The sequence below is a fragment of the Variovorax sp. GrIS 2.14 genome (assembly GCF_046115955.1).
Classification (GTDB): Bacteria; Pseudomonadota; Gammaproteobacteria; order Burkholderiales; family Burkholderiaceae_C; genus Variovorax.
The window spans coordinates 417,128-434,550 of record NZ_JBJXIA010000001.1 but is presented as its reverse complement, the minus strand read 5'-3'; the positions used below and the strand labels follow the sequence as shown (position 1 = coordinate 434,550).

The 17,423-nt window shown below is 65.5% G+C and carries 18 protein-coding genes; 4 read left to right on the top strand and 14 right to left on the bottom strand.

The window, feature by feature from the left end:
* Positions 1-94: 94 nt before the first annotated feature.
* The gene (locus RCH10_RS02050; RefSeq protein ID WP_409051060.1) at positions 95-544 is read left to right on the top strand and encodes a hypothetical protein; all 450 of its coding nucleotides are present in this window, start codon (positions 95-97) and stop codon (positions 542-544) included.
* Positions 545-582: 38 nt separating this feature from the next.
* On the top strand, positions 583-1,341 hold the full coding sequence (locus RCH10_RS02045) for a hypothetical protein (RefSeq protein ID WP_409051059.1): 759 nt from the start codon (positions 583-585) through the stop codon (positions 1,339-1,341).
* A gap of 36 nt (positions 1,342-1,377) precedes the next feature.
* Here the strand turns inward: RCH10_RS02045 and RCH10_RS02040 are convergent, their stop codons facing one another.
* Both RCH10_RS02040 and RCH10_RS02035 read right to left on the bottom strand, forming a co-directional pair.
* Positions 1,378-2,736, bottom strand: coding sequence for an FAD-dependent oxidoreductase (locus RCH10_RS02040; RefSeq protein ID WP_409051058.1), 1,359 nt, complete (start codon positions 2,734-2,736; stop codon positions 1,378-1,380).
* A gap of 7 nt (positions 2,737-2,743) precedes the next feature.
* Positions 2,744-3,748 (bottom strand): Bug family tripartite tricarboxylate transporter substrate binding protein, encoded by a 1,005-nt coding sequence (locus tag RCH10_RS02035; RefSeq protein WP_409051057.1) that lies wholly within the window; start codon positions 3,746-3,748, stop codon positions 2,744-2,746.
* Positions 3,749-3,852: 104 nt separating this feature from the next.
* Between RCH10_RS02035 and RCH10_RS02030 the strand changes: the two genes are divergently transcribed.
* The gene (locus RCH10_RS02030; protein WP_409051056.1) at positions 3,853-4,305 is read left to right on the top strand and encodes an acyl-CoA thioesterase; all 453 of its coding nucleotides are present in this window, start codon (positions 3,853-3,855) and stop codon (positions 4,303-4,305) included.
* A 25-nt stretch (positions 4,306-4,330) separates the two neighbouring features.
* On the opposite strand, the gene RCH10_RS02025 is transcribed toward RCH10_RS02030, so the two are convergent.
* Genes RCH10_RS02025 through RCH10_RS01995 form a run of 7 tightly spaced genes read right to left on the bottom strand, consistent with a single transcriptional unit; the run spans position 4,331 to position 11,176 of the window.
* The gene (locus RCH10_RS02025; RefSeq protein ID WP_409051055.1) at positions 4,331-4,795 is read right to left on the bottom strand and encodes a type II toxin-antitoxin system VapC family toxin; all 465 of its coding nucleotides are present in this window, start codon (positions 4,793-4,795) and stop codon (positions 4,331-4,333) included.
* An 8-nt stretch (positions 4,796-4,803) separates the two neighbouring features.
* Positions 4,804-5,577, bottom strand: a complete 774-nt coding sequence (locus tag RCH10_RS02020) for a hypothetical protein (protein WP_409051054.1) — start codon at positions 5,575-5,577, stop codon at positions 4,804-4,806.
* 41 nt (positions 5,578-5,618) lie between these two features.
* Positions 5,619-6,911 (bottom strand): fumarylacetoacetase, encoded by a 1,293-nt coding sequence (gene fahA, locus RCH10_RS02015; protein WP_409051053.1) that lies wholly within the window; start codon positions 6,909-6,911, stop codon positions 5,619-5,621.
* Complete coding sequence (hmgA, locus tag RCH10_RS02010; RefSeq protein WP_409051052.1) at positions 6,908-8,242, bottom strand: homogentisate 1,2-dioxygenase; 1,335 nt, start codon at positions 8,240-8,242, stop codon at positions 6,908-6,910. Before hmgA ends, fahA begins: the two co-directional genes overlap by 4 nt.
* Before the next feature lie 39 nt (positions 8,243-8,281).
* Positions 8,282-8,497 carry a DUF2783 domain-containing protein gene (locus tag RCH10_RS02005; protein ID WP_409051051.1) on the bottom strand — a complete coding sequence of 72 codons (216 nt, stop codon included), beginning with the start codon at positions 8,495-8,497 and terminating at the stop codon, positions 8,282-8,284.
* Positions 8,498-8,510: 13 nt separating this feature from the next.
* Positions 8,511-10,211, bottom strand: coding sequence for an FAD-dependent oxidoreductase (locus tag RCH10_RS02000; protein ID WP_409051050.1), 1,701 nt, complete (start codon positions 10,209-10,211; stop codon positions 8,511-8,513).
* A complete protein-coding gene (locus RCH10_RS01995) occupies positions 10,190-11,176 on the bottom strand; it encodes an MBL fold metallo-hydrolase (protein WP_409051049.1) in 987 nt (328 codons plus the stop codon). The genes RCH10_RS02000 and RCH10_RS01995 overlap by 22 nt, the downstream gene beginning before the upstream one ends.
* Before the next feature lie 156 nt (positions 11,177-11,332).
* On the opposite strand from RCH10_RS01995, the gene RCH10_RS01990 reads away from it, so the two are divergent.
* Positions 11,333-12,160, top strand: coding sequence for an IclR family transcriptional regulator (locus tag RCH10_RS01990; RefSeq protein ID WP_323501294.1), 828 nt, complete (start codon positions 11,333-11,335; stop codon positions 12,158-12,160).
* A 1-nt stretch (position 12,161) separates the two neighbouring features.
* Here RCH10_RS01990 and RCH10_RS01985 read toward each other — a convergent pair whose 3' ends face one another.
* The 5 genes from RCH10_RS01985 to RCH10_RS01965 are packed head-to-tail and all read right to left on the bottom strand — an operon-like array spanning position 12,162 to position 17,414.
* Complete coding sequence (locus RCH10_RS01985; RefSeq protein WP_409051048.1) at positions 12,162-12,926, bottom strand: SDR family oxidoreductase; 765 nt, start codon at positions 12,924-12,926, stop codon at positions 12,162-12,164.
* Complete coding sequence (locus RCH10_RS01980) at positions 12,913-13,914, bottom strand: NAD(P)H-quinone oxidoreductase (RefSeq protein ID WP_409051047.1); 1,002 nt, start codon at positions 13,912-13,914, stop codon at positions 12,913-12,915. The genes RCH10_RS01985 and RCH10_RS01980 overlap by 14 nt, the downstream gene beginning before the upstream one ends.
* Positions 13,911-14,966, bottom strand: coding sequence for a LacI family DNA-binding transcriptional regulator (locus RCH10_RS01975; RefSeq protein WP_323499009.1), 1,056 nt, complete (start codon positions 14,964-14,966; stop codon positions 13,911-13,913). Before RCH10_RS01975 ends, RCH10_RS01980 begins: the two co-directional genes overlap by 4 nt.
* Positions 14,967-14,976: 10 nt before the next feature.
* The gene (locus RCH10_RS01970) at positions 14,977-16,572 is read right to left on the bottom strand and encodes a GMC family oxidoreductase (RefSeq protein WP_409051046.1); all 1,596 of its coding nucleotides are present in this window, start codon (positions 16,570-16,572) and stop codon (positions 14,977-14,979) included.
* Positions 16,569-17,414, bottom strand: a complete 846-nt coding sequence (locus tag RCH10_RS01965; protein WP_409051045.1) for a shikimate dehydrogenase family protein — start codon at positions 17,412-17,414, stop codon at positions 16,569-16,571. Before RCH10_RS01965 ends, RCH10_RS01970 begins: the two co-directional genes overlap by 4 nt.
* Positions 17,415-17,423 lie beyond the last annotated feature (9 nt).

The following is a 17,423-nucleotide window of genomic DNA, read 5'->3' as shown; positions in this document are numbered from 1 at the left end:
CGCCGCGAGATGCAGCGCGTGTCATCCGCCTGCCTTGTGAGAGGCCTAACCTTGGCCTCGGGTTAACACCTACCACTCAAGACAAGGACCGATCATGAAACAGCTCTACACGAACATCGCTACTGCGGCCATCGCCGTGCTGGCCGTGACCGCCGCCCAAGCCCAACCCGCCACCGGCCGCACCCGCGCCCAGGTCGAAGCCGAAGCCATCGCCGCAGCCCGCGCGCCCGACCAGAACGTGACGCGCGGCTCACGCGGTGCCGAGAAGTTCACGCCCACGGCCGACCCGGCAAAAATGCAGCAGCAAGCCATCGATGCGGCGCACGCCGTCAACCAGAACGTGACACGCGGCTCGCGCGGCGCCGATCCTTTCGTCTCCACGATGGACCCCGCCGCTGTCGATGCGCAGGCCCGTGCGACGGCTGCCGCACCGGATCAAAACGTGGTTGGCGGATCGCGGGTCAACAGCCGCGTCATCTCGACGATGACGAATCCGACCAGCCCCAACGTTCAAGCCCAACAGGCTCCGGTTCCGGCGAAGTAGTCAGCTCGATGACATAGAGGGCGCCGTACATTCGCGGCATGCGCTGCCCTCTTCGTTTTTGTTTCTGTTTTTCTCTCCCAACCGTTTGCCTGGCGGCGCTCCTCACGCTGGGGCTCTGCCAACAGGCTGCGGCGCAAGAAGCGCCGACACCCTACAAGCTCACTGTCGGCTACTACGGCGTGTCGGGCGGCGGCTTGCCGGCGGGGCCGGGGCTCGACGTCAACTTGCGCTACGACTATGGATCCGGCAATGTCTGGCTCGGCTGGTTTCGCTCGCCGGTGCTCGACTTCTCGCAGTTGCGTGGCGGCTGGGACCGCACCATCACGCTCGGACCGGTGCGCGTGCTGCCGTCGTTGCAGGCGGCATCGGGCGGCTTCTTCGGCAGCAGCCTCGCGGTGGAGACCGGCGACAGCTGGTTCGTCGGTGCGGGGCTCGGCCGCACCAACCTGCGCAGCTACGCCAACCTCAACTTCGACCCGAACGATTCGTACACAGCCTACGGTGGCTATCGCTGGTCCGACGCAACGTCGCTGCAAGTGCAGCTGGTGCGCGACAACCGCCTGAATCCCGACCAGCAACACGTGCACCTGATATGGCGCCAGAGCGTGGGCAACGGCGAGCGGCTGACGGTCGACCTGCTGGCCAAGCAGGGGACGGTCGACGGCCAGTTCATTCGTCGCGTCGGCCTGTCGGTCGGCTATGACTGGCCACGCTGGTTCGTGCGCGCCGCTTGGGACCCGAAGGTCAACTTCACGCCGCAGAACATGGCGCGGCTGTCGACGGGGGTGCGCTTCTAGGCGAGCTTCAGCACGGCGCGGCCGACTTCATCCGAGTCACCCCCACATCGCGCCGTCGGCCCGAAGCTGTTTTTGCAGCGCGGCCACATCCACGTCGCGTACCGTGCCGCGAACCTTGCCAACGCTCGCCGCTGCAGTCCCTGCAGCCTGCCCCATCACGAAGCAACCGCCGCTCGCACGCGCGGCCGATTGCCCCTCGTGCGTCATCGATGCGCAACGTCCCGCGACCAATAAGTTATCCACCTTCTGCGGCACCAGCATGCGCCACGGCAAGTCGTTGTTGGCGTTGCCGGCATCGCGCGGAAAGCCCCAGTCGATGCGACCGTCGCCGTGCAGTTCCATCGGCCAGGCGTTGAGCCCGATCACGTCGTCGAAGCGCGCGGACGAGAGGATGTCTTCGCCACTCAGCGCGTAGTCGCCGCCGATGCGCCGCGTCTCGCGGATACCGACCTGCGGCGCGATGTCGACGATTTGCGAGTGCTCGAAGCCCGGCACTTTCTCGCGCATGAAGCGAAAGTATTCGACGATCTGGCGCCGGCCTTCGGTTTCGCCCGCGCTCAGCTCGCGCGCATCGACACCACTCATCGCGCGGCCTTGTTCGTTGCGAATTTGGGTGACGTTGGCGCGCCATTCGGTCGGGTTGATCTGCGGCCGCACGATGGCACCCGCGCGCGGAAACTTGTAGCGACCGGGCTCGTCGCGCAGCGCTGCTTCCATCAAATCGTTGATGGCCTTGAACTCGCCGATGGCCGCCAGCGCGCGCTCCGGCTCGACGTGGCCGATGCGGAACATCGTCGTCGGGAACAGGCTGTTGCCATGACCGTCGCCGACCTCGAACGGCACGCCGGCAAAGGCAGCCACGTCGGCATCGCCGGAGCAGTCGACGAACACGTTGGCGCGAATGGCTTGCCGGCCCGACTTGGTTTCGACAATGAGCGCCTCGATGTGCGCATCGTCCCTGATGACCGCGGCGGCCCACGCATGAAAGAGCACGTCGACACCGGCCGACAGCAGCATCTGGTCGGCCGCGCACTTGTATGCCGACACGTCGTACGAGCGCACGCGGATGCGGCCCTGCATGCCGTCCTGCGGCTTGTTGAGTCCGCCGAGCGCATCGATGCGTTGCATCAGGTCGTCGACCACGCCATGCACCAGTTGCTGCATCTCGCCGTCCTTGCGGCCGTAGAGCCCGGCGAAATTGGTGACGCCGCCCGCCGTACCCATGCCGCCGAGAAAGCCGTAGCGCTCGACCAGCAGGGTGCGCGCACCGTGCGTTGCCGCACTCACTGCAGCGGCCAGCCCAGCGGGCCCGCCACCGATGACAACGACGTCGTATTCGCCGAAGACCGGAAGCGCGCGGCCGGGCTCGTCCAGCGTGGTGGTGCGTGCCGTCATGCGCCGGTCATTCGATCTTGATGCCGCGCGCGGCGATGATCTTCGCCATGGTCGCGCTCTCTTCCTTGATGCGCGTCTTCAGGCCTTCGGCGGAGGTGCCGACCGCCTGCCAGCCCTGGTTGAAGAGCAGCCGCCGAACGTCGGGGTTCTGCATGATCTTCGGCATCTCGAGCGCCAATCGATCCTGCGCCGCCTTCGGCAAACCGGCCGGTCCGATGAGAGCGGTCCACACCTCGAGCTGGAAGTCCTTGACGCCGGCATCGGCCAGCGAAGGCGCCTCCGGCATCAGCACGCTGCGGCCACTGGTGGTCAGGCCGATCACCTTCAGCTTGCCGCCCTTGGCTTGTGGCTGCGCGATGCCCGGTGGCACCAGCGCCATCTGGATCTGCCCGCCCATCATCGCGGTCACGACCTGCGGATTGCCCTGATACGGAATGTGCTGCGGCATCAGTCCAGGCAATTTCGCCTTGAGCAACTCCATGCCGAGATGGCCGACGGAGCCGGTGCCGACCGAGCCGTAGTTCCAGGCGTCGCCGGCCTTGCGCGCGGCTTCGAAGAACGCAGCGCCATCGGGCGCCGACGTTTGCGCAACCAGCACCAAAGGCGCTGTCGCCAGCAGGCTGATGTAGCTGAAGTCTTTGCCCGGGTCGTACGGCAGGCGCGGGTAAAGCATCTTGGCGGAGGTGAGATTGCCGTTAATAACCACGCCGAGCGTGTGACCGTCGGTCGCCTTGGCCACCTGGTCGGTCGCGATGTTGCCGGATGCGCCGGGCTTGTTCTCGACGATCACCGGCTGGCCGAGCGCACGGCCGAGCGGCTCGGCGATGGCGCGCGCGGCCATGTCGGGCGTCGAGCCGCCCGGGAAGCCGACGAGGATGCGGATCGGCTTGGTCGGCCACGCTGGCGTGCCCTGCGCCGAGGCGCCCACCACCACCGTGCAAAGACCGACCGCCAAGGCCGCGAGCTGGAAGCGCCGCGAAAAGCGCGGCAGGACTTTTTGTTTTGAATGCATGTCGAGGATGAGGAAAGAAGAGACCGGCGTGTGACCGCTCTCGGGAATAATGCCAACGATTATCCAGCGCCATCGCCCTTGGCGCACCCCCCACAGGCGGCCCCATGTCATCCATAACCCTGCGTTTTCTTGCCGAACCCAACACCGTCAACTTCGGCGGCAAGGTGCACGGCGGCACCGTCATGAAGTGGATCGACGAAGCCGGCTATGCCTGTGCCACCAGCTGGGCCAAGCGCTACTGCGTGACCGCCTTCATCGGCAGCATCCGCTTTCAACACCCCGTCAAGATCGGCGACCTCGTCGAGGTCGAAGCCCGCCTCGCCTACACCGGCACGACCAGCATGAACATCTCGGTCGAAGTGCGCAGCGGCGACATGAAGACCGGCGAGATGACCAAGACCACTGAATGCCTGGTGGTGTTCGTATCGGTCGATTCGCATGGGCGGCCGACGCCTGTCGAAGCCTTCACACCGAGCACGCCGGGCGAGGCGGCGCTGGCCGAGCGCGCCAGGTCGTATCTCGAAGCGGCTCGGGCTGCGGCGAGTCCGAAGATTTAGCTGAAAGCCGTATTGGCTGCCGAAGCTACAGGACGAGGCGGCCTTGGCCGTTGTCGAACCAGTGCGTTTCAAACCCGTCCTTGAGCAGCACGACCTTGGTTGCTCCTGGCGTTAAGCCGGCAAGCCGGCTGACATATTTAGCCAGCGTCCCGTCGTCTTCGCTCAGCAAGTGCGTAATGTTTTCGCACTGGCACTGTGCGATGAGCTTGAAATCATCTTTGACTCTTACGCGATCGTCACCAGCGTCTCGATCGGTGGCACGGAGCAAGAGTCCGCAGGCCATGGCGTGATCGACATTGAACGGGAGCACCACAAAATTACGGAGCGGAAGATCGTTGATCGCCTGCTTTACTTGGAATTCGGATATGGCGATCGTGGAGAGAAACATCGGCACCTGCCGTTGAATGCACTCTCTGTAATAGCGCTGAGCAGCGCCGTGGTGAGCGCGCAGCGGATCACTCAACGAGATCAGGAAACTCGTATCGAGCAAGACGCTGTTCAATCAGTGCCCCCGCGCAAGTCATCCACCCACGACGTTGCATCGGGCACGTCCTTCCACGCTTGCGCACCGCGCCGGGTCAATCTTGCAAGCTCTTCTTCATCGATGCTCGGCGCGTACTCGACGAACTCGACGAGTCGGGCGTCTCGCAATTCACGGGTGAGCACGTTGTACTGCGCTCTGATGCGAAGCATCGCCATCTTGTAAAGACGATTGACCTTCTCATTGCGCAACAGATCGCGGTCAGTCGACACAGTCAACGATGTGCCATCTGGCAGCCGTACATGCGCGTTGACTTTTCCCGACCCACCCAAATCCTGTATCTCTCCACGAATGTATCGCTCCACCTGCACCCACTGGTCCGCATCGTCAGAGCGATAGTCGCTACCGGAACTCACAACCACGGGCCGTGGCAAAAACGGTGCAGCAATTTGAAAAGCGATTCCACTCGTCTTGCGTGCGATCTTTTGCCAGCGTTCGATGACTTCTCGGCGCTTGCGATCGACGGCGTCGAGCAACTCGATTTCGAGCAACATCTTCAAGTCATGGAACAGAAGTGGCGCGAGCATGATTGGTGCTGTCTGTATGGCGAGCGAACCTTCGATGACCGCCACCTCCAGTTGTGCGGTATCAACCTCTTTGGTTTCGCCCCGCAAAAACTGCGATACGTCCGCGGAAAATTCGGCGAGTACGCTCAACCGCACACGCGCAGGCGTCGCCTCGTATCCGGCCGAGCGGTCTACTAAGGCGATAGTGATGCATTGGGCGTCCATCCTGTTCATTGTAGAGAGACGCTCTGCAAATGCCTATGCGACTATGGCGCGCTGGCCAGCACCGTCCCGCTCACCTCACCCAACCCGATGCGCACCGCCCCGTCACGCTCGCACCAGCCGCGCAGCGTCAACATGTCGCCGTCTTCCAGGAATGTGCGGCGCTCGCCATTCGGCAACGTGATGGGTTGCTTGCCGCCCATCGTGAGTTCGAGCAGCGAGCCGGCCTGATCGGGCTCGGGGCCCGACAAGGTACCGGAGCCGAGCAGGTCGCCGGGCTGCAGGTTGCAGCCATTCACCGTATGGTGCGCGACCAGTTGCGCGGCGGTCCAGTAGGCGGCCTGCGTGGTGTTGCCGAGCGTGAGCCGCACCGGTGCGCTGCCGGCCTCACGCATGGCCGCGGTCTGCAGCAATACCTCGAGCGTGATGTCGAGCGCGCCCGCATCGCGGTTGGCTTGCGAATCGAGGTACGGCATCGGCTGCGGGTCGTCGGCCGGCCGCTCGAACTTCGCGCGGAACGGCGCAAGCGCGTCCATCGTCACCAGCCACGGCGATACGGTGCTGGCGAAATTCTTCGCCAGGAACGGGCCGAGCGGCTGGTACTCCCAAGCCTGCAGATCGCGCGCCGACCAGTCGTTGAACAGCGTCACGCCGAACAGGTGCTGCTCGGCCTGGTCCATGCCGATCGGCTCGCCCAGCGCATTGCCCTGGCCGATGAAAAAGCCGAGCTCCAGTTCGTAATCGAGCCGCTTGCTCGGGCCGAACGACGGTTCGGCCGCATCGGGCGCCTTGGTCTGCCCTTGCGGCCGTTTGAACTGCTGGCCGCTGACGCCGATCGACGAACTGCGACCGTGGTACCCGATGGGCACCCATTTGTAGTTGGGCATCAGCGGCTGGTCCGGGCGGAACAGTTTTCCCACCGTGGTCGCGTGATGGATGCCGGTGTAAAAATCGGTGTAGTCGCCGATGCGGCAGGGCACGTGCATCGTGACCTGCGCAGGGTTGACCAGCGCGTTTTCCCACTCCGACTGGCGCGCACTGCCCTTGGTCAGGCCCTGCGAAATCAGGGAGCGCAACGCGGCACGTTTTGCTGGTGTCGCGGCCATCAGCACGTTCATGTCGTCGGTATCGATCAGCTTGGCCATGCGCAGATCGAGGATCTTGTCGCCGATGGCCACACCGATGCGCCGCTCGTGTCGCGGTGCGCGGCTGAAGGTGCCGAAAGGCAGGTTCTGTATCGGAAAATCGCAGCCCGTGTCGTTGGCCGATTCGACCCAGCTGCGGCGCTTGGGGTCGTGCGTTTCGTTGATCGCGTTGATCGTTTGGCTTGTGCTCATGATTTGAATTGGTCTTTTAGGCCAGCCCAGCAATCGGCATAGGTGTGGTCGAGCACCGGGCTCTGCATGGCCCACGGTGTCGGGATGAATCGAAAGCGGCTCTCGAACATGAAGGCCAGCGTGTTGTCGAGCTTCTGCGGCTTGAGGTCGGCATGGCTGGCCTTGTCGAAGGCTTCTTCATCTGGCCCGTGCGGCACCATCATGTTGTGCAGGCTGGCGCCACCGGGCTTGAAGCCGCCCGGCTTGGCGTCGTACTCGCCGTAGACCAGCCCCATGAATTCGCTCATCAGGTTGCGGTGATACCACGGTGGTCTGAAGGTGTTTTCCATCACCAGCCAGCGCGGCGGAAAGATCACGAAGTCGCAGTTGGCCGTGCCGGGCGTGTCGCTCGGCGAGGTCAGCACGGTGAAGATCGATGGGTCGGGGTGGTCGAAGCTGATCGAGCCGATCGTCATGAAGTTGGCCGTGTCGTACTTGACGGGTGCCAGGTTGCCATGCCACGCGACCACGTTGAAGGGCGACTGCTTCATCGGCGCGCGCCAGAAGCGGCCACCGTATTTCTTGACGATCTCGTAGGCGCCGCCTGCGTCTTCGAAGGCCGCGACCGGCGCCAAAAAGTCACGCGCGTTCGCGAGTCCGTTCGAGCCGATGGGTCCGAGCTCGGGCAAGCGGAACTGCGCGCCGTAGTTTTCGCAGACGTAGCCGCGGGACGGACCCGCGCCAGCCTCCGAATCCGGCAGCGCCACCTTGAACACGACGCCGCGCGGCATCACCGCGATCTCACCCGGTGCGACTTCAAGCACGCCGAGTTCGGACGTGATGACCAGTCGGCCCTGCTGCGGCACCAGAAGCATCTCGCCATCGGCGTTGACGAAGGCGCGACGGTCCATCGACCGGCCGGCCAGGTAGACGTGCGCGGCGACGCCGCTCTGCGCCTCGGCATCGCCGTTGGCGGCCAGCGTGTGCATGCCGTCGACGAAGTCGGCGGTGGCGGCACTGCCCGCGCCGGTTGCGGTGTCGAATGGGATCGCGCCCCAGCGCATGGGCTCCGGCGGCAGCGCGATGCTGCGGTCGCCCCCCGTGGTCCACACCGGCTGCTCATAAGGCGCATAGCGGCCGGACACTACGGAGGGCTGGCGGCGGTAGACCCAGGTCCGCCGGTTCTCGTGGCGGGGCGCGGTGAAAGCGGTGCCGGAAATCAGCTCCGGGTAGAGATCGAACGGCGCGCGCTGCGGGCTGTTGCGATGCTGCGGCAGCGCGCCGGCAACGGCTTCTGTCGCGTACTCGTTGGCGAAGCCGGATTGATAGGAAAGGATGTCTGTGCTTGTCATGGAATGTCTCGACGAGGAGTCGATATGAACAGAATTTTCTCAGGCCTGCCGCGCCGTGGTCAGCGCCTGGCGCAGCACCGCCATCGATCCGATGTGGTTGGCGAGCACCAGCACCAGGCGGGCGTTGAGTGCGTGGCTTTGTTCGGTGTTGAAGCCTTGATGCGCCTCGATAAGAGCTTCGTAGAAATCATCGGGCGCTTCGAGATTGGGCGTGGTGACGAGAGGGGCTGAAGTTGTGATCGATGGGCTGGACATGACAGGTTCCTTTTCAGCCACGCGCAAGGGCACGGTCGAGCGCTGCTCGGATCGCTCGCGCATCCGGTTGCCGCCATCGCGCGCACACATGCTGGTCGGGGCGCAGCAAATAGACAGTGCCGGCTTGCGCGCCGTAGCGCTGCGTGGCGAGGGCATGCGCATCGTCGAGCGGCACCTGAAAGACTGCGACCTGCACATCGGCAGCGGACGCACCCTCTGCAACAGCACGCGCGCTTCGGTCGGCGGCGGCGCCATCGCCGAACACCAGCGCTGCGAAGTTGCCGGTGCCGACGGCGCGAAGCAACCATCCGGGCTCGCCTGCCCTGTCGCGTGACGCCAGCGGCGCATCAGCCGCCACGGCACCCGGCACCATGCGCCCTTCGAACACATCGCCATGCACATCCGCGGTGTTGAGCGGCGACGCATGCAAGGTGGCTGGCACCGACAAGCGCCCGCTGTTCACCAGCGTGCGCGCGAACGGATGTTTCTTCGCCAACTGCAGCACGGCATCGCGGAACAGGCGACTCACCTCGCTCTTCGGCGTGATGAAGTCGGTGGCGCGCGTCGAGTTCAGGATGTTCTCGTCGGCGGCTGCCTCGCGCTCGTCCGCGTAGCTGTCGAGCAGCGTCTCGCCTGCGTGACCGCGGAGCACCGCAACCAGCTTCCAGGCCAGGTTCTCCGCGTCCTGCACGCCCGAGTTGGCACCGCGTGCACCGAAGGGCGACACGCCATGCGCAGAGTCGCCGGCGAACAGCACGCGGCCGTGCCGAAAGCGCGCCATGCGTAAACAAGAGAAGGTGTAGACGCTGGCCCATTCGAGCTCGAAAGGCGCGTCTTTCATGGCCGAGTTGGCGAGCAGCGCCTGCACGCGCGGAATGATGTTTTCCGGCTTCTTCTCTTCCTCCGGGTCGGCGTCCCAGCCGAGCTGGAAATCGATGCGCCAGACGTTGTCGGGCTGCATGTGAAACAGCACGCTCTGGTTCGGATGGAACGCCGGATCGAACCAGAACCAGCGCTCAGCCGGCCGGTCGAGCTTCATCTTGACGTCGGCGATGAGGAAGCGGTCCTTGAAAGTTCGGCCTTGTGCCTCTTGCCCGACGAGTTGCCGCAGCGTCGAGCGCGATCCGTCGCACGCAGCCACGTGATCGGCCGCGATGCAGTATTCGCCCTCGGGTGTCTCGATGGTCAGCACCGCATGGTCGTCGAACTGAGCGATGCCCTTGACCTTGCTGCGCCAGCGGATGTCGATGAGCGGCAGCGCCGCAGCACGCTCCGCCAGAAAGCCTTCGACGTAGTACTGCTGCAGGTTGATGAAAGCCGGGCGCTCATGGCCGGGTTCCGGCTGCAGGTCGAATTCGTAGACCTGCTCGTCCTTGAAGAAGACACGACCCAGCTTCCACGACACGCCCTTGTCGACCATGCGGTCGCCGCAACCGAGCCGGTCGAAAATTTCAAGCGTGCGCTTGGCAAAGCAGATCGCTCGGGAACCCGTCGAAAGGCGATCGTCGTTGTCCAGCAGTACGACCGGAATACGCTGCTGCGCCAGGTCGATCGCCAGTGCGAGCCCGACCGGGCCGGCACCGACGACGACGACCGGACGACGCGCTGGCGAAGCTGCGTCCTTAGCGGCGTCTTGATCCGGATGTCGAACGTAGTCGAATACTTGCCGCTGATAGTCGACCCGCGCCACGATCAGCCCTCCAACGTATTCCACATCTCCACATCCCGCTCCGCAGTCCAGATGCGCGGATGGTCGTAGCCGGTGGCTTCGTCGTAGGCCCGTGTCACGTCGAACGGCATGCAGTGGTCGAAGATCACCCAGTGGCCGTAGGTCGGGCGCAAGGCGGCCATCGTTTCCTTGTAGATGGTGTTCAGGTTCTTGCCGGCGGCCACGCCGTTGTTGACCATCGTGTAGACGTCTGAGATGAAGGCGCGGGTGGACGCAATGGCCTTCTTGACGTCGCTGGCGTTCTCCAGCGCGGCACCGCGGCCGGGCACGAGCTTCTCGAAGCCGTAGGCCGACAAGCGGTCCAGCGTGGTGGGCCAGTCCCTGAAGTAGCAGTCGCCGGCGTAGGCGGTGCTCTGGTACTCGACCAGGTCGCCGGCAAAGCAGATCTTCTGGTCTTCCAGGTAGGCGATGGTGTCGCCCTTGGTGTGGCCGCGGCCGATCTGGGCGATCTTGACTTCGAGCTTCTTGCCGAGCCACACGCTCATGGTGCCGTCGAAGGTCATGGTCGGCCAGGTGAGGCCGGGCGGCACGGATTCGACGTTGCGAAAGAGGCGCGGGAAGCGGCCGATTTCGCTGGCTTTGTCTTGTTCGCCGCGCTCGACGATGAGGTCGTAGGTGTCGCGGCTGGCGATGATCTGCTCGGCGCCTTCCTTGAAATAGGCGGAGGCACCGAGCACGCGCACCGCGTGGTAGTGGCTCAGGAGCACGTACTTGATGGGCAGCGGGGTGATTTCGCGGATGCGACGGATGACGTCTTGCGCCATGCCGGGGGTGGCTTGCGTGTCGACGACCATGACGGCTTCGTCGCCGATGAAGATGCCGGTGTTGGGGTCGCCTTCGGCGGTGTAGGCGTAGGCGTTCTCGGAGAGGCGGGTGAAGCTGACGGTTTTCTCGGCGAGGTCGGCCTGGCTGGCGAAGACTTTGGGGGGGGTGTTCGTGGGTTGGGTCATGGTGCGTGTCTCCGGTTTGTCGCGGGCGCATGCCGCGGCGGTTCGATCTCCAATTCGTCTAAAAAGAATACGTTTGCTCTGTGCGAATCATCGAGTCTAGGATGCTGATCAGTTAATGTCTAATTCTTTTCACATGAACGAACTCGCCACGCGCCCATGACCATCGACATCGACCGCACGCAACGCGGCATCCAGAGCATCGAAGTCGGCGGCCAGTTGCTGCGCGCGCTGGTGCACAACGGCCGGCCGATGGCGCTCAAAGACCTCGCCCGCGAAGCCGACATGAGCGCCGCCAAGGCGCATCCGTACATGGTCAGCTTCGGGCGGCTCGGGCTCATCGAGCAAGACGCCATCAGCGGTCACTATCTGCTCGGTCCGCTCGCTTTGCAACTGGGGTTGATCGGGTTGCAGCAGGCCAATCCGGTGCAGATTGCGACGCCGCTGATCGATGCATTGGCACAGCGCATCGGCCAGACGGTCGCGATCGCGGTGTGGGGCGATCGCGGCGCGACCATCGTGCGCATTGCGGAGTCGCCAGCGGCGGTGCACGTCGCCATGCGGCACGGCACGGTGTTCTCGCTGACCGACACGGCGTCGGGGCGGCTCTTCGGCGCTTACCTGGATGCGGCCATCGTGAAGCAGCAGCTCGAGGCCGCCCGAGCGCGTCGCAAGTTGCGCGACCGCGAAGGGGCGGCCAAGGTTGTCGGCATGCCGCCGCAGCCGCCTGTGCCGGCATGGAAAGACTTTGAAGTGCAGCTCGACGAAGTTCGTCGCCACGGCATCAGCCGCTCGGAAGGCGAGATCGTGCCGGGCGTCAATGCGATGTCGGCGCCGGTGTTCGACCACACGGGTGCGATCAAGTTGGCCATCACTGCCATCGGTGCGGCCGGCATCTTCGACAGCCGCTGGAACGGCGAACTGGCGAAGGCGCTCAAGGCGTGCGCCGACGCGGTGTCGCAGCGGCTGGGTGCGCCGCGGCGCTGAATCAGGTCATCAGCCAGCCGCCGGCGACATCGATGACCTGGCCCGTCACGAACGCGGCGACCGGGGACGTGAGATAGCAACACACATCGGCGACCTCGGACGGTTCGCCCAGGCGCTGCAGCGGCGTCACATCGATCACGGCATTGTTGGTGGCATCGGAGACGGTGCGAACCAGCGGCGTGGCAATCCGCCCCGGCGCGAGGGCATTGACGGTGATCCCGTGAGGCCCGAGTTCGCCGGCGAGGTGACGGGTAAAGCCGATCAAGGCCGATTTCGTCGCACTGTAGTGGCACGCCACGATATCGCCCAGGTAAGCCTTGGCGGCAACCGAAGACATCGACACGATCCGCCCGTAGCGCCGATCGATCATGCCGCCGGTCACCAGGCGCGAGAAGTTGAAGGCGCCGTTCAAGTTGACGCCGACCACGCGCTGCCACTCGGCCGGGTCCATGCGATGCACCGGCACCGGCTTGCCCTCGTGCTTGGGCGAGATGCCTGCGTTGTTGATCAAGATGTCGATCGGGCCGAGCACCGATTCGATCTCGTGCTGCGCCTGCTCGCAACTCGCGTAGTCGGCCACGTCGGCCGCCGCGAAGTGTGCGCGGCACCCGCGGCTGCGCAGTTCGGCCACTTGACGCTCTCCTGCCTCGCTGTTGAAGTCGACGATGCCCACGGCGGCACCTTCGGCGAGATAGCGCTCGACGAGCGCAGCCCCGATGCCGCCGCTCCCGCCAGTGACGAGCACGACGCGGTCAGCGTGCCGCATCGGCACCCTCTTTCACCATCAGCATGATCTTGCCGATGTGCCGGCTGCTCTCCATCAGCTGGTGCGCCTCGACCGCGCGGGCGAGCGGAAACACCGCGTGGATGACGGGCAGGCAGCGTCCCTGCTCGAGCACCGGCCAGACCTTCTCGCGCAGCCTCGACACGATGGCCGCCTTCTGCTCGGCGGTGCGCGCACGCAGCGTCGAGCCGGTCAGCGTGAGACGCCTCAGCATCACCGGGGTCGCGTCGAAGTCGAAGCGGCTGCCCTCCAGGAACGCCAGCTGCACCAGGCAGCCTTCGAGCGCCAGGCTCGCGATGTTGCGCACGATGTAAGGCGCACCGACCATGTCGATGATGATGTCGACGCCCTGGCCTGCGGTCTCTTCTGCCACCACGACAGCGAAGTCTTCTTCGCGGTAGTTGATGGCGCGGCGCGCTCCCGCGGCCACGCAGGCCTGCGCCTTCTCCGCGTTGCCGACGGTCGTGTAGACGGTGGCGCCGAACTCGCGGGCCAGCTGGATCGCGGTGAGGCCGATGCCGCTCGAGCCGCCGTGGACCAGGACCGACTGGCCCGACGCGAGCCGCGCGCGGTCGAAAAGATTGGCCCACACGGTCAGGTATGTTTCCGGCAGTGCCGCGGCCTGCAGCAGGCTGAGGCCCTGCGGCACGGGCAGGCAGTGCCGCGCATCGGCGACGCAATAGTCCGCATAGCCGCCGCCGGGTGTCAGTGCGCAGACGCGATCGCCCACGCGCCAGGCATCGACGCCGTCGCCCGTCGCCGCGATCACGCCCGCGACTTCGAGCCCCAAGTAGGGCGAAGCGCCCTTGGGCGGCGGATAGTTGCCCGAGCGCTGCAGCACGTCCGGCCGGTTGACGCCGGCCACGTGCACTTCGATCAGCACCTCGCCCGGCCCGGGGATGGGGCGCTCGTCGTCGACCAGTTGCATCACGTCGGCATTGCCGCCTGCACCATGCACTATGCGTTTCATGTCTTGTTCTCCTGTTCGGTTGTGGGTGGATTCGATTCGTTCCGCGTGAGGTCCTTGAGACTCTCGCGCAGCGTCAACGTCGTCTTCAAGGCGCCCGTTTCGCCCAGCGCGCGGCCTTCGATCAGGGCGACGATGCGTTCGGCCGACAGGCGTCCAACCTCCGACGTCGGCACGCGCAGGGTCGTGAGCCGCGGCTCCACGAGGCTGGCAAGTTCGATGTCGTCGGAGCCGGTGATCGAGAGCGTATCGGGCACCCGGACGCCGCGGTCGCGGCACTCGCCGATGGCGCCCACGGCCTGGATGTCGGTGCCGCAGATCAACGCCGTCGGCCGGTCGGATGTGCCGAAGAGTCGGGCGATGGCACTGCGCCCGCCCTCGAAGGTGAAAGGGGTTTGGACGATCCAGTCTTCCCGCAGTGCGAGTCCGTGCGCCTTCAGCGCAGCGCGTGTTCCCTGGATGCGTGCGCGCACCCGTTCGTTTCCCTCGGCGATGCCCGGACACAGCGCGATGCGCGTGTGGCCGCGCTCCGCCACGAGGCTCGCCATGCGTTGTGCGCCGTCCAGATAGGAGAAGCCCACGCATTGCCCCGGCTTTGTCTCGTCGACGGCGAAGCTCAACACGCAGGGCAGCCCGTGCTGGCGCTGCAGTTCGTACACGCCGTCGGCATGGTCGGTGCCGACCAGCACGATGCCGTCGACGCCGCGCTCGACGATCGTGCGCAGCAGATCGACCTCGCGTGCCGGTTCATAGTCGTGGCTCGCGACGAGCACCTGATAGCCGAGGCCCCACAGCCTCTGCTGCAGCGACTGGATCGAGGCCGCGAAGATGGGGTTGTCGAGCGTCGGATAGATGGCCGCGATCGTCTTCGTGCGGCGCGATGCCAACGCTTGCGCCGCGCCGTTGCGCACGTAGCCAAGTTGCGACACCGCACGCTGGACGCGTTCGAGCGTGTCGGGACGCACCTCGCGCGGCACCGAGAGCGCGCGCGACGCGCTGCCGAGCGAGACGCCGGCCAGGCGTGCGACGTCTTCGAGCGTGGCGCGGCTCTTCATGGCGATTCGTTCATCGCGGCCGGTCCGCCAGGATCATGTCAGCGCCCTTCTCGGCCACCATCATCACGGCGGCCTGGACGTTGCCCGACACGATCTTCGGCATGACCGATGCATCGACCACGCGCAAGCCCTGCACGCCGTTGACGCGCAACCGCGAATCGACCACCGCGAGCGCATCGCTGCCCATGCGGCAGGTGCCGATCGGGTGGTAGATCGTCTGTCCGTTCTGCCGTGCGAAGTCCAGCCATTCCGCATCGTCGTGAACCGCATCGCCGGGACCGGTTTCGTGCGAGATGTAGTGCGCCATCGCAGGCTGCGCGACGATGCGGCGCGCCAATTTCATGGCTTCGACGAGGCATTCCTGATCGACAGCGCTGTCGAGAAAATTCGGCCGGATCGCGGGCTGCGTTTGCGGATCGGGCGATGTCGCGTGCACGCTGCCGACCGATTCGGGTCGCAGCTGGCTCACGCCGATGGTCATGCCCGGCTCGCGATCGAGGATGCGCTCGGCCGCGTTGGCGTAGCTCGCGTGCATGAAAAAAAACTGCGCGTCCGGACGCGCCATGTCGGGCCGGGTCTTCACGAAACCGTGCACGAGCCCGGTGCCAAGCGTCAGGATGCCGCGCCGCTGCAAGTAGTAGCGGACGACTTCGCGCACCAGCCGCCAGCCGCGCGACATCTCGTTCAGCGTCACGGCATTTCGAACGCGCCAGTTCATGCGCGTGGCGTAGTGATCGATGTAGTTCTCGCCGACGCCGGGCGCGTCCATGCGCACTGCGATCCCGAGCGGGCCGAGCACGTCTTTGCGACCGATGCCCGACAGTTCGAGCAGCTGGGGCGATTGAAAAGCACCGGCCGCGACGATAACTTCCAGCTGTGCATCGACCGAAATTTCCTGCCCGCCCTGCCGATAGACGACCCCGACGCAGCGCGTGCCTTCGATGCGCAGGCGTTGTACGTGCGCGTCCGTCGCGACGACGAGGTTCGATCGGTGCCGCACGGGTGCGAGGTAAGCGTCGTACGCGCTCCAGCGCCTGCCTTTGTGCTGGTTGACCTGGTAGTAGCCGAAGCCTTCCTGGTCGTCGCCGTTGTAGTCGGCGTTCATCGGCTGGCCGTCTTCCGCGGCGGCGGCGAGGAAGCTTTCCGCGATCGGGAAGCGCTCGCTCACACGCTCGAGTCGCAGCGGGCCTTCCTTGCCGCGCAGCGCAGCGCCCACGGCGTAGTTCTCCAGCTTGCGGAAGTAGGGTTCGATGTCCTGGTAGCCCCAGCCGGCCGCACCTGCGCGCGCCCAGTCGTCGTAGTCCTCGCGCTGGCCGCGCACGTAGATCATCCCGTTGATGAGCGTAGAGCCGCCCAGGCCGCGGCCGCGTGGCACCGAGATGCGGCGCTCGTGGGTATTGGCTTCGGCCTCGGTCTTGAAGAGCCAGTTGTAGCGCTTGTCGACCAGCAACTTGCTGAAGCCCGCGGGTATCGCGATCCAGCGGCTCGCGGGTTCCCCGCCCGCCTCCAGTAGCAGCACGCGCTGCTTGCCGTCTGCGCTCAGTCGGTTGGCCAGCACGCAGCCCGCAGCGCCACCCCCGACGATCACATAGTCGAAGGGTTTCACGCTGGCGCTCCGGCGCGCGCAGGGACCGCCGGCATCGGCTGGTCGAGCATGAAGGCCGCCATGTGGCGAATCTGGCTCGCGAGCATCGGCGCGCCTTCGTGTACGCGGCAGCCGCGGGCGCGGGCGGCCGCCAGCAAGGCGGTCTCCGCCGGGTCCATGATGATTTCGGCGACGATCTGTTTCGCGTCGAGCCGCGTCGCATCGAACGGCAGCGCATCGCCGGGGCGCAGACCGAGCGAGGTCGCATTGACCACGATATCGTGGCCCGCCGGGTCGGAAGTCCCGACCGAGACGTCGATGGCGGGGTGCGCCTGGCGAAGCCGCCCGACCAGGCTCACGGCCCTGTCGACACTTCGATTGGCGACCGTGATGCGAGCCACGCCGGCCTGCACCAGCGCGAACGCGATAGCGCTCGCGGCACCGCCGGCGCCCGCGAGATAGACGCTACGGCCTGCCGGGTCGATGCCCGCGCCGCGCAGCCCATCGACGAAGCCGATGCCGTCGAGCATGGCGCCACGCAGCCGCCCATCGGGCATCCGATGCACGACGTTGACGGCGCCGATCTGCCGCGCCTCGTCGCTCACTTCATCGCACAGCGCGACCGCACTGGTCTTGTGCGGCACCGTGACCACGCAACCGAAAAAGTTCTGCATGCCGCGCAAGGCGTTCATCACCCGGGGCAGGTCGGCCTCGCTCACGTGCAACGGCACCATCACCGCATCGATGCCGTGCGCGCGCACCAGTTCGTTGATTCGCTGCGGCGTCTTCACATGGTGAATCGGGTCGGCCACGATCGCCAGAAAGCGCGTGTGACCCGTGATCTCGAACAGACTCGAAGTCATGGTGCAAGG

Coding starts and splice junctions, on each gene's coding strand:
- RCH10_RS02050 (WP_409051060.1), top strand. CDS start 95: ATGAAACAGCTCTACACGAACATCGCTACTGCGGCCATCGCCGTGCTG.
- RCH10_RS02045 (WP_409051059.1), top strand. CDS start 583: ATGCGCTGCCCTCTTCGTTTTTGTTTCTGTTTTTCTCTCCCAACCGTT.
- RCH10_RS02040 (WP_409051058.1), bottom strand. CDS start 2,736: ATGACGGCACGCACCACCACGCTGGACGAGCCCGGCCGCGCGCTTCCG.
- RCH10_RS02035 (WP_409051057.1), bottom strand. CDS start 3,748: ATGCATTCAAAACAAAAAGTCCTGCCGCGCTTTTCGCGGCGCTTCCAG.
- RCH10_RS02030 (WP_409051056.1), top strand. CDS start 3,853: ATGTCATCCATAACCCTGCGTTTTCTTGCCGAACCCAACACCGTCAAC.
- RCH10_RS02020 (WP_409051054.1), bottom strand. CDS start 5,577: ATGGACGCCCAATGCATCACTATCGCCTTAGTAGACCGCTCGGCCGGA.
- fahA (WP_409051053.1), bottom strand. CDS start 6,911: ATGAGCACAAGCCAAACGATCAACGCGATCAACGAAACGCACGACCCC.
- hmgA (WP_409051052.1), bottom strand. CDS start 8,242: ATGACAAGCACAGACATCCTTTCCTATCAATCCGGCTTCGCCAACGAG.
- RCH10_RS02005 (WP_409051051.1), bottom strand. CDS start 8,497: ATGTCCAGCCCATCGATCACAACTTCAGCCCCTCTCGTCACCACGCCC.
- RCH10_RS01995 (WP_409051049.1), bottom strand. CDS start 11,176: ATGACCCAACCCACGAACACCCCCCCCAAAGTCTTCGCCAGCCAGGCC.
- RCH10_RS01990 (WP_323501294.1), top strand. CDS start 11,333: ATGACCATCGACATCGACCGCACGCAACGCGGCATCCAGAGCATCGAA.
- RCH10_RS01985 (WP_409051048.1), bottom strand. CDS start 12,926: ATGCGGCACGCTGACCGCGTCGTGCTCGTCACTGGCGGGAGCGGCGGC.
- RCH10_RS01980 (WP_409051047.1), bottom strand. CDS start 13,914: ATGAAACGCATAGTGCATGGTGCAGGCGGCAATGCCGACGTGATGCAA.
- RCH10_RS01975 (WP_323499009.1), bottom strand. CDS start 14,966: ATGAAGAGCCGCGCCACGCTCGAAGACGTCGCACGCCTGGCCGGCGTC.
- RCH10_RS01965 (WP_409051045.1), bottom strand. CDS start 17,414: ATGACTTCGAGTCTGTTCGAGATCACGGGTCACACGCGCTTTCTGGCG.